Origin of the sequence: Microbacterium sp. B24 (assembly GCF_000333415.1) — a bacterium.
Lineage (GTDB): Bacteria > Actinomycetota > Actinomycetes > Actinomycetales > Microbacteriaceae > Microbacterium.
Genome location: NZ_BADB01000192.1, coordinates 21,395 through 31,382, shown reverse-complemented (window position 1 = coordinate 31,382; position 9,988 = coordinate 21,395). Strand labels below are relative to the sequence as shown.

The 9,988-nt window shown below is 70.7% G+C and carries 11 protein-coding genes; 7 read left to right on the top strand and 4 right to left on the bottom strand.

The genetic code is table 11. From position 1 onward, the window contains the following. Positions 1–64: 64 nt before the first annotated feature. A complete protein-coding gene (locus tag I5I_RS05095) occupies positions 65–973 on the bottom strand; it encodes a LysR family transcriptional regulator (RefSeq protein ID WP_036317240.1) in 909 nt (302 codons plus the stop codon). A 267-nt stretch (positions 974–1,240) separates the two neighbouring features. Between I5I_RS05095 and I5I_RS05090 the strand changes: the two genes are divergently transcribed. The 5 genes from I5I_RS05090 (at position 1,241) to I5I_RS05070 (ending at position 6,915) form a co-directional block, all read left to right on the top strand. Next, on the top strand, positions 1,241–3,709 hold the full coding sequence (locus I5I_RS05090) for a CaiB/BaiF CoA-transferase family protein (protein WP_036317237.1): 2,469 nt from the start codon (positions 1,241–1,243) through the stop codon (positions 3,707–3,709). A gap of 47 nt (positions 3,710–3,756) precedes the next feature. Then, the gene (locus I5I_RS05085) at positions 3,757–4,611 is read left to right on the top strand and encodes a crotonase/enoyl-CoA hydratase family protein (protein WP_083867943.1); all 855 of its coding nucleotides are present in this window, start codon (positions 3,757–3,759) and stop codon (positions 4,609–4,611) included. A gap of 1 nt (position 4,612) precedes the next feature. Then, positions 4,613–5,770, top strand: a complete 1,158-nt coding sequence (locus I5I_RS05080) for a thiolase family protein (RefSeq protein ID WP_036317234.1) — start codon at positions 4,613–4,615, stop codon at positions 5,768–5,770. Between the two features lie 29 nt (positions 5,771–5,799). Further along, complete coding sequence (locus tag I5I_RS17060) at positions 5,800–6,198, top strand: hypothetical protein (RefSeq protein ID WP_036317231.1); 399 nt, start codon at positions 5,800–5,802, stop codon at positions 6,196–6,198. 66 nt (positions 6,199–6,264) lie between these two features. Continuing rightward, on the top strand, positions 6,265–6,915 hold the full coding sequence (locus I5I_RS05070; RefSeq protein WP_036317228.1) for a hypothetical protein: 651 nt from the start codon (positions 6,265–6,267) through the stop codon (positions 6,913–6,915). 13 nt (positions 6,916–6,928) lie between these two features. Here the strand turns inward: I5I_RS05070 and I5I_RS05065 are convergent, their stop codons facing one another. Next, positions 6,929–7,381 (bottom strand): SRPBCC family protein, encoded by a 453-nt coding sequence (locus I5I_RS05065; protein ID WP_036317225.1) that lies wholly within the window; start codon positions 7,379–7,381, stop codon positions 6,929–6,931. A gap of 26 nt (positions 7,382–7,407) precedes the next feature. Next, complete coding sequence (locus I5I_RS05060) at positions 7,408–7,800, bottom strand: VOC family protein (RefSeq protein WP_036317222.1); 393 nt, start codon at positions 7,798–7,800, stop codon at positions 7,408–7,410. A 102-nt stretch (positions 7,801–7,902) separates the two neighbouring features. Here I5I_RS05060 and I5I_RS05055 point away from each other — a divergent pair, with 102 nt between their 5' ends. Both I5I_RS05055 and I5I_RS05050 read left to right on the top strand, forming a co-directional pair. After that, positions 7,903–8,640 carry a GNAT family N-acetyltransferase gene (locus tag I5I_RS05055; protein WP_036317253.1) on the top strand — a complete coding sequence of 246 codons (738 nt, stop codon included), beginning with the start codon at positions 7,903–7,905 and terminating at the stop codon, positions 8,638–8,640. A gap of 53 nt (positions 8,641–8,693) precedes the next feature. Further along, positions 8,694–8,963 (top strand): hypothetical protein, encoded by a 270-nt coding sequence (locus I5I_RS05050; RefSeq protein ID WP_036317219.1) that lies wholly within the window; start codon positions 8,694–8,696, stop codon positions 8,961–8,963. A 135-nt stretch (positions 8,964–9,098) separates the two neighbouring features. On the opposite strand, the gene I5I_RS05045 is transcribed toward I5I_RS05050, so the two are convergent. Continuing rightward, positions 9,099–9,962 (bottom strand): fumarylacetoacetate hydrolase family protein, encoded by an 864-nt coding sequence (locus I5I_RS05045; RefSeq protein WP_036317216.1) that lies wholly within the window; start codon positions 9,960–9,962, stop codon positions 9,099–9,101. Positions 9,963–9,988 lie beyond the last annotated feature (26 nt).

Below are 9,988 nucleotides of genomic sequence, written 5' to 3'. Positions count from 1 at the left end.
TTGCTGCGCGACGAACTCGCGGCGAGATGACCGCCCACGGACGCCCTTCTCGACGGGCCTCACGCTAGCGGATGTACGGGAGCTCACCCGCCGGCGGTGAGAGCTTGGCTGCGATTCGTTCGATCAGATCGCGGTGCAGCATGTCGCGGCTGCGCCACGCGAGACCGACCTGCAGGGAGATCTCGCCTGAGGCGAGTGGGTACGTCGCCGCAGTGTTCAGATCGAAGAAAGCGGCCGCAGGCAGCTCATCGCTGTGCGTGATCAGCATGACTTCTCCCGTCCGCGCCATGCGTCCACGCAGACCGACGATCTCGCGCAGATCGATCTCCTCGACCGCCTCGACACCTGCGGCGTGGATCGTATCGACGAACGCGCTCATCGCAGTCGGCTGCATCATGAGCGGCAGGGTGAGCATGCGCCGACCGGCAAGGTCGGTGAGGTGCAGCGGCCTCCCGAGATCGAGCGACGGGTCACCATCGGCGACCGCGACGACGTAGCCGTACTGCGCCAACGGCAGCGACGAAATGCCGGGGGCGTCGGTCGGAAGATGAACCAGCGCGAGATCGAGCTGACCGTGTCGCAGCGCTCCGAGAAGTGTGGAGGACAACTCCGACGCGTAGCCGAGCGCCCTGCCCGCGACTTCTTCGCTGACCTCCGCGAGACGCTGGTTGAGGACGCGCGAGGTCCACGGCGTTCCTCCGACGCGGAAAGGGACGGAGCCTGCCGCGGACAGCGCCTCGGCCTCGTCGGCCTGCGCGATGATCTCCACTGCCAGCGGCAGGAACCGCTCGCCGAGGGGCGTGCGCTCGAGCTGATGATACGTGCGCTGGAACAGTTCACCGTCCAGCCGACGCTCAAGCTCGCGGATCGTGCGACTCAGCGGCGACGGCGTGACGTGCAGCTCTTCGGCGGCGGCACTGATCGTGCCCAGACGCGACACCGCGACGAACGCCCTCACCTGCGAAAGCTCCACGGGCTCACTCTACGCATCGGCTTCGTGTCCCGACGGGTCCGATGTTCACCCCTTCAGCGTGCGCTTTCGGTCCGGTGCAACGTGCGGCTCACGCGAAGCGCAGCGGCGTCAGTTGGGGTACCGGTACCTCGCGCGCCGGGCACGATGCGGGCGACCGGGTTTGCGCTGGGCCTGAGCAGCGGCCGTGACAAAAGTGGCATCAAGCCGCGGCGCCTCCCATGCCGCGGCGGCCACACCGGCCGGCACACATGACACGAAGGAGTGACGATGGATGCCGTTTCCTCACCCGAGCTGGATCGCCCCCTCACCGGCATCCGCATCATCGACGCCGTCGACGGTCCCTTGCAGACCGTCGGACGCATCCTGTCCGACCTCGGCGCCGAGGTCATCCGCATCGAAGCCCCCGGTGGATCGCCGGCGCGCCGCGAAGGCGTGTTCGTGGGCGCCGACAACCTCACCTTCGGCCTGAAGAACCGGGGCAAGCGCCACGTCATCGTCGACGTCACCAGCGCCCCGGGAGCCGCCGACTTCCTGCGCCTCGCGGCATCCGCCGATGTCGTCATCCGCGACGGATCGGCGTGGACCTGGGCCGATCGAGGGCTGTCGGCGGCGACCATGCGCGCAGCGAACCCTCGACTCGTCGTCGTGGAGATGAGCGACTTCGGCAACTTCGGCGACCGCTCCTCGTGGCACGCGACGCCGGACGTGCACGCGGCGTTGAGCACCGTACTGTCCCGGTCGGGGCTGCCCGACGTCGACGAGCCGCTGCTGCCGCCGGAGTTCCTGGCGTACGAGTCCGCGGCGATCCAAGCGGTGTGGGTGGTGCTGCTGGAGCTGGCGCATGTGCGCGCCACCGGCCAGGGCGACATCGCCGACTTCTCGGTGCAGGAGGCGCTGATCCAGATTCTGGATCCGGTGTTCGGCATCGGCGGCAGCGCGCGAGCGGGTGTTCCCCTCAGCGACCTGCCGCGGGGCCGGCCCGACGCGCGGCATCTGTATCCGATCTTCCGAACGACGGACGGCTGGGTGCGCATCTGCGTGCTCTCGAAGCGGCAGTGGCAAGGCATGTTCGAGTGGCTCGGCCGGCCCGAGGCCTTCGCCGACCCGCGCTACGACAACACGCAAGCGCGCTTCGCCGCCGCCGCGACGCTGTATCCGATCATCGGGGCCATGTTCGCCGGGCTCACGATGGAGGAGGCGGTCGAGCAGGGCCAGCAGCGGGGTGTTCCGACCGCGGCTCTCGCCGATGCGACCGACGTACTCGCGCAACCGGCCTTCCGCGAGAGCGGCTCGTTCGCCGACGCGCCCGACCTCGCCGCCGGCGCCGTCGCGCCCACAGGCTGGTTCGAGATCGACGACCAGCGTGTCGGCGCTCGGTCCGGCGATGGCCGACCGGTGGATGCCGCGGCCTTCTCCTTCGCCGCGCGCGAGAGCTTCCCCACCCTCCAGCCCGGAGCTCACGCGGGGCGAGCGCCCTTCGAGGGCCTGCGCGTCCTGGACCTCGGCGTGATCGTCGTGGGCGCCGAGCTGGGACGCCTGTTCGCCGACTACGGCGCCGACGTCATCAAGATCGAATCGAGCGCGTTCCCGGACGGCTCGCGTCAGACGCTGGGCGGCGAGCTCATCAGCGAGGGCTCGAGCTGGGGCATGCGCAACAAGCGAAGCCTCGGACTGAACCTGCGCTCCGAGGAGGGGCGGCGCCTGTTCAGCGAGCTCGTCGCGGTCAGCGACGTGATCCTCACCAACTTCAAGCCCGGCACGCTCGCGTCCCTGGGCTTCGACATGCCCACGCTGCTGCAGCTGAACCCGCGCATCGTGCTGTCGGAATCGAGCGCGTTCGGCAACCACGGCCCGTGGAGTCGGCGCCTCGGCTACGGTCCGCTGGTGCGCGCGAGCGCCGGACTGTCGACGCTGTGGTCCTACCCGGGCAACGACGACGGCTACAGCGACGCCATCACGATCTTCCCCGACCACGTCGTCGCGCGCCTGAACGCCGCGGCGATCGTCGCGCTGCTGCTGCGCCGCGACCGCACGGGCAGGGGCGGCCGCGTCAGCACCGCACAGATCGACGCGATCTTCGGGGCGATGGCCGATGCACTGACGGCTGCCTCCCTGGAGCCGGACGCGGCGCCGCGGGCCGAGGGCAACGACCGCGGCGGCGATGCGTTTCGCGGCGTCTTCCGCGCCGCGGGCGACGACGAATGGCTGGTCGTCGACGCCCGCGGAGACGAGCGCTTCGCGGCGGTCAGCCGCACGATCGGACGACCCGACCTCGCGGCGGATCCCGCGTTGGCCACCGCCGCGGCCCGCTGGCAGCACCGCGATGAGCTGCGTGCGGTGCTCGCCGCCTGGGCGCGCGAGCGCAGCGGAGCGGATGCCGCGGCATCCCTCCAGGCGGCGGGCGTGCCCGCCGGGCCGATGCTCCGCCTCGACGACATTCAGACCGACCCACATCTGCGCCTGCGGGGCGCGTTCGGCCAGCTCATCCAGCCCCAGTTCCCGGCGCCGCTTCCCACCAACCTGGGCGAGGCGCGCACGATGACCCTCGCCGAGCCCACGCTCGCGCCCGCGCCGCTGGCGGCAGAGAACACCCGAGCCGTGCTCGCGGACGTGCTCGGCATGGCACCGGAGGAGATCCAACGATTGTTGGATGCCGGGGACCTCGAAGAGCACCCCGCGGCCCCGGTCCCGCTCCCTACCGCGGCCTCGGCAGCGGCGGCGACCGCGACGGCCTGAACCGTCACCACCGTGAGGACACCGTGAGAACCGAAAGCGCAGAGAAGATGACCACGACCACCGATCCCCTCCCCGCCCTGGATCTGCCCGCCGAGCCCGTTCCCGTCGGCGGTGACGGCGCCGTCCGCGCCGAGCTGCGGGGCCACGTGCTGCTCGTCACGATCGACCGCCCCGAGGCACGCAACGCCGTCAACCGTGCCGTGACGATCGGCATCGGTGACGCGCTGGAGATCGCGGACCAGCGCAGCGACATCTGGGTCGTCATCATCACCGGCGCCGGCGACCGGGCGTTCTGCGCCGGCGCCGACCTGAAGGCGGCGGCCGCCGGCGAGCTCGGTGTGGACGGTGACGAGCGACGCGCGGCGTGGGGCTTCGCCGGGTTCGTCTCGCACCACGTCTCGACGCCGATCATCGCCGCCGTCAACGGCTTCGCGCTCGGCGGCGGCACCGAGATCACGCTCGCGAGCGACCTCGCCGTCGCCGCCGACAGCGCCGCCTTCGGCCTGCCCGAGGTCAGCCGCGGCATCGTCGCCGGCGCGGGCGGCGCCTTCCGCCTGCCGCGCGCGATTCCCGAGAAGGTCGCCCTGGAGGCGATCCTCACCGGGCGGCCGCTCACCGCGCAGCGCGCGCTCGAACTCGGTCTCGTCAACCGGGTGGTTCCCCTCGCCGAGCTGTTGCCGGCGGCGTTCGCGCTGGCCGACGACATCGTGCGCAACGCGCCGCTCGCCGTGCAGATGAGCAAACGCATCGCGAAGGGCATCAGCGACGGCGTCATCGCCGACGAGAGCGACGACTGGCACCGTTCGAACGAGGAGGTCGCCACGATCATGTCGAGCGCGGACGCCCGCGAAGGCTTGCGCGCCTTCGCCGAGAAGCGCGCGCCGCGCTGGGAAGGGAAGTGACATGACCAGAACACGCACCGCCATCGCCGGTCTCGGCATGAGCGAGCTCGGCAAGGTCTACGGGTACACCGCGGCGCAGTTCGCCGCGATCGCCGTCCGCGACGCCGCCGCCGATGCGGGACTGACCCTCGGCGACATCGACGGACTGTTGGTGTCGGGCGGCCTCAGCGGCGGCGTCGGGCTCGACCTTCAGGTCGCGCTCGGACTCACCGACCTGAACCTGCTGACCGTGATGCAGGGGTACGGCTCCACCGCCGCGCAGATGGTGCAGTACGCGTCGATGGCCATCGACAGCGGCACGGCACGCACGGTAGCGATCGTCTGGGCCGACGATCCGCTGACAGCCGACCGCGGTGGTGCCGCCGCGTATGCGTCGGCCCGCCTTCCCCGCGGATGGCAGGGGATGCTGGCCGCCAGCGGCATCGTCAGCGCGAACACGACCTATGCGCTGGCGGCCCGGCGGCACATGCAGCACTACGGCACGACGAACGATCACTTCGCCGCGATCGCGGTGGCCCAGCGCGAATGGGCGGCCCTCAACCCGCTGGCGCAGCTGCGCACGCCGATCACGCGCGAGGACTACCACGCGTCGCGGTGGATCAGCGAGCCGTTCCACCTGCTGGACTGCTGCCTCGTCTCCAACGGCGCGATCGCAATGATCGTCACCTCGCTCGATCAGGCGCGCGAGCTGCCGCAGCCGCCCGTGGAGGTGCGGGGGTGGGCGCAGACCCACCCGGGCCGAGGCGGCATCCGCAACGACGACTTCGGCCTCGTGACGGGAGCCGCCCGCTCCGGCCCGGCCGCCCTGCGCATGGCCGATACGACCCTCGACGAGATCGACGTCGTGGAGGTCTACGACTGCTACACCTACACCGCCCTCGTCACGCTGGAGGACTACGGGTTCGTGCCGAAGGGCGAGGGCGGACCCGCCCTGGCCGAAGACGGCATGCTCGGCGTCGGCGGCCGGCTCAAGGTCAACACCGGGGGCGGCGAACTGTCGTCGTACTACCTGTGGGGCATGACGCCGCTGTCGGAGGCGGTCATCCAGGCTCGCGGGCAGGCCGGCGAGCGCCAGGTCGAGAAGCACGATCGGATTCTCGTCTCGGGCAACGGCGGCACCCTCGATCACCACGCGACTCTCGTGCTCGGCACGGTCTGAACTCGGCACGGTCCGAAGAGGAGGATGACATGGCCATGATTCCGGTACGTCGCGACGCGGCGACCGCCGCGTTCTTCGATGGCACCGCACGCGGGCAGTTCCTGCTGCTGCGCGACACGACGACGGGTGAGTTGTGCGATCCGCACACCGAGACCGCATTCGACCGGCAGCGTTTCGTGCCCGAGGCGGCGTGCGGGCGCGGACACGTCGTCTCGTGGGCGGCGCCGCACACCCGCATGCCGGACGGCTCCACCCTGCGCACGGTCGTCGGCATCGTGCAACTCGAAGAGGGCCCGTGGTGGTGGACCGAGCTGCGCGGCTTCGACGACGACGACCCGCAGGGCGCGGCCGTCGTCGTCGCCTTCGAGAAGTCCGGGGAGGGCGACGCCGACGAGGTGGTGCCGTACTTCGTGAAGCACGCGAGCTGACGCCGCGGCATCCGTCGTTCACGGGATGCCGCACGCCTCCCGCTCGCGCTTTCCTATGCTGAGGAGGTGCAGACCCCACAGCCTCACGACGAGCCGACCGCGCCGCGCCGTCGCCGCGGCGTCGTGCGCACGCTCGTCGTGATCGCCGCGGTCTGCCTCTCGGTGCCTCTCGTCATCGCCCTGTGGATCGGCGGCATCCTCGGAGCGCGCGAGCTCGGCATCGCCGTCTCGGCCAACCAGGTGTTCGCCTGGATTCTCGCCGGCATGGTCGCGCTGCTCCTGTGGCCGCTGCTGCAGCGGCGCACCGCGCGCGAGTCGTGGCGGGCCGAGCACGGCGAACCTCTGCCCCAGAGGCGTCCGACGCCGACGGATGCCGCGGCGCGCGTGGTCGTGCGCGTGATCGGCACGGTGGCGCTGATCGCGATCTGCGGTCCGCAAGACATCGCTGCCGCCCTCTCATCGCTGCGCAACGTCGCCGCCCCGGGGTACGCGTCGTCGGCCGCTCTCCTGCAGCTGGTGGCACTCGTGCTGGGCGTCGTGCTGCTCCTTCCCGCGATGCTGGTCACCGGCCGCGCGCTCGACCGCACTCCCCGCGACGACCCTCGCTACCTCGACCTGCAGCTGCGGCAGAACTGGTACGCCGCCGCCGCAATGTCGTGGGCGGGAGCGCTGGTCATCGGCATCCTGTTCGCCTGGCTCGTCCTCGCCGTGCTCTGACGAGGGAGACCGCTCACCGCGCGTCGAGCGCGTCGACGAGGTGCCGGTTGCGCTCCACGATCAGCCCCCGCAGGTAGGGCACGAGGATCAGCCGCTCTGCGAGCGCCCCGAAGACGGGCGAGGAGAGCGTGATCGTGTCCGTCATGATCGTGCCACCGCCGTCGTCGTCGTCGAACACGTGCTCGTGCCGGAACGACCGAAACGGGCCGCGGGTCTGCTCGTCGACGAACCGTCGGGGTCGGTCGAGTTCCGCGATGCGTACGGTCATCGTGAACCAGATGCCGAAGTGGCGCGCCCGCCACGTCACCGTCTCCCCCAGCCCGATCCCGCCGGCGGTCACGCCATCGATCGCGCGCTCCTCGGATGCCGACATCGACGCCAGATGCGCATCGATGTCGAGCGAGAGGTCGAACAGCCGCTCACCGGGGACGCGCGCGCGGGTGGTGACCGTGAAAGAGCTCGCCATGCGTCGATCCTCGCAGCCGCGCGCGATCAGCTGCCGTCGGCGACGATCTCGGCTTTGGCGCCCGCCGAGTTCTCCAGCCAGCCGGCGTAGTGGTCGGGACCGCCCGCGTGCGGATAGCGGTCGTGGTACAGCGGCGTCCACCCCTGCGCGGGCGCGGCGGCCATGATGGCGTCGACGCGCGTGCGGGTTCCACCGTGGAAGGCCAGGTGGTTCACGCCAGGCGCCCGGCGATCGTGCGCGGCGCGGGAGAGGTTCGGCGACGTCGTGAGCGTAAGGTACGCCCCTCCGGCGCTCCACGACTCCCCCTCGGACCACGAGCTGTCGCGTTCGAAGCCGAGTTGCGCAAGCAGCCAGCCCCACTCGAGGCGAGCCTCTGCGAGGTCGGCGACCCACAGCTCGACGTGATGGAAACCCGGCACGTGAACAGTCTCGCAGGCGTGCGCGTGCGAGGACGGCGCCTCGGCGTGGTGGCGGTATCGCGTCGGTTTGCGTGTTCGCGCGTTGCGGCGGACAGTGGTGTGGTGCCCGATGTCTCGATCGATCTTCTCGCTTCCACCCTCTCCGACGACGCCGCTGCGCGGGACGCCGCACTCGACAACGCGGCGTGGTCGTCGCTGACGGGAGCGCACGCCGCGTTCGCCATCGGCGGTGACCTCGCCCGCCGCTACCCGGACGATGTCGCGCCTTTCGTCGCCGTGCGCACGTGGGACGACCCCGCGGTCTGGGACGCGCTGCGCGAGATCGTGAATGCCGGGGAGCAGTTCGGTCTGTCGGGCTTTGACGGCGAGCTGCCGGACGGGTGGGAGTTCGTCGGCGGCGGCGACGGTGTGCAGCTGATCGAGACGCCAGCGTTATCGACGCGCCCGGACGAAGAGGCTGTGGAGCTCGGTGCCGACGATGTGGAGGACATGCTCGCGATCGTTGCCCGCAACCAACCCGGTCCGTTCCGCCCGCGCACCCACGAGCTCGGGCGCTACGTCGGCATCCGCCGGGGCGGGCGCCTCGTGGCGATGGCGGGCGAGCGCCTGCATCCCGCGGGCTGGACCGAGATCAGCGCCGTCGCGGTCGATGAGGACCACCGCCGTCAGGGGTTGGCTTCGCGGCTCGTGCTGGATGTGGCCTTCCACATCCAGCAGCGCGGCGACCGGGCGCTGATGCATGCCGCGGCATCCAACACCGGCGCGATCGCCGCCTACGAGCGTCTCGGCTTCGCGCTGCGTCGCCGCACGCGTTTCAGCTCGGTGCGCGCGCCGCAGTAGCCGCGCAGCGCCCCCTCTGCACGATGCATCCCCGGTGATCGCGACGACCAGTAGTGCGCGGCGACAGAGCGCTGCTGTCGAAAGGGACGATCGACCAAGCCGACGACGACGCGCGGCAAGTCGCACTGCAGCAGGTGTGGTCGGTGGTTCCCCGCGGCGCCTCGCCGGTGACCCCCACGATCCGCGCCGTCGAGTCGTTGGCGGATGCCGGAGAGATGCCCGCCAGCGAGACGTACCGTCAAGCCGTGCGCGACATCACAGATGCGTGCGAGGCGAATAGAGCGCCCGTCATCATCGGATCGCTCGCGACGCAGGGCGGCTGAGCGAGCCCTATCCGTACGTCGGGATCCAGAGCCACAGCAGGACCATCAGCAGCATCGTCAGGACGTTCAGGACAATGCCCCATGTCTTGACGCTAATGATTCCCGTGCTGAGTGCGACAGGAAAGCGGCGACCGGTCAGGCGGGCACCGACGCGGCCACCAGTCGCTGCTGTGCGGCGCCGAGCCTTTCGATGCCGACCTCCATGACGTCGCCCTCCGAGAGATAGGGAAAGCGTCCCGAAAGCGCGACACCCTGCGGCGTGCCCGTGTTGATGAGATCGCCCGGCTCGAGCACGACGTACTGGCTGAGGTGGTGGACGATCTCGGCGACGGAGAAGATCATGTCGCCGGTGTGGGAGTCCTGTCGGGGCTGCCCGTTGACGAGCGACCACAGCCGCAGATTCTGCGGGTCGCCGACCTCGTCGGCTGTGACGAGCGCCGGTCCGAGCGGATTGAACGTCTCGGCGCTCTTGCCCTTCGACCACTGCCCGCCCGAGTGTTCGACCTGATACGCGCGTTCGGAGACGTCGTTGCTGACGACGTAGCCCGCGACGTGGTCCAAGGCCTCCGCGGGCGAAGAGAGATAGCGCGCGCGGCGCCCGATGACCACGCCGAGCTCCACCTCCCAGTCGACCTTGACCGCACCGGGCGGAATGGCGACGTCATCGAAGGGGCCGACGACCGTGTTCGGGTGCTTGTAGAACAGGATCGGCACGGTGGGGGGCGCGTCGCCGGACTCGGCGGCGTGTGCTGCGTAGTTCTGCCCGATGCACAGCACAGCGGTCGGCCGAGCGATCGGCGCTCCGACGCGCAACTGCGCCGCACCGTCGAGTTCGGGCAGCGTTCCGGCGGCGAGCGCGGCGCGCACGCGCTCCAGGCCACCACCGGCGAAAAACACGCCGTCGATGTCGGCGGTCAGCGCGTCGATGCGCAGGTAGCGACCGCCGTCTTCCACCACGGGGATCTCCGCGCCCTGGGGCCCGAGTCGACGCAGCTTCATGATGTGCTCTCTCTCCTCGCCGTCGG

Coding starts and splice junctions, on each gene's coding strand:
- I5I_RS05090 (WP_036317237.1), top strand. CDS start 1,241: ATGGATGCCGTTTCCTCACCCGAGCTGGATCGCCCCCTCACCGGCATC.
- I5I_RS05085 (WP_083867943.1), top strand. CDS start 3,757: ATGACCACGACCACCGATCCCCTCCCCGCCCTGGATCTGCCCGCCGAG.
- I5I_RS05080 (WP_036317234.1), top strand. CDS start 4,613: ATGACCAGAACACGCACCGCCATCGCCGGTCTCGGCATGAGCGAGCTC.
- I5I_RS17060 (WP_036317231.1), top strand. CDS start 5,800: ATGGCCATGATTCCGGTACGTCGCGACGCGGCGACCGCCGCGTTCTTC.
- I5I_RS05065 (WP_036317225.1), bottom strand. CDS start 7,381: ATGGCGAGCTCTTTCACGGTCACCACCCGCGCGCGCGTCCCCGGTGAG.
- I5I_RS05045 (WP_036317216.1), bottom strand. CDS start 9,962: ATGAAGCTGCGTCGACTCGGGCCCCAGGGCGCGGAGATCCCCGTGGTG.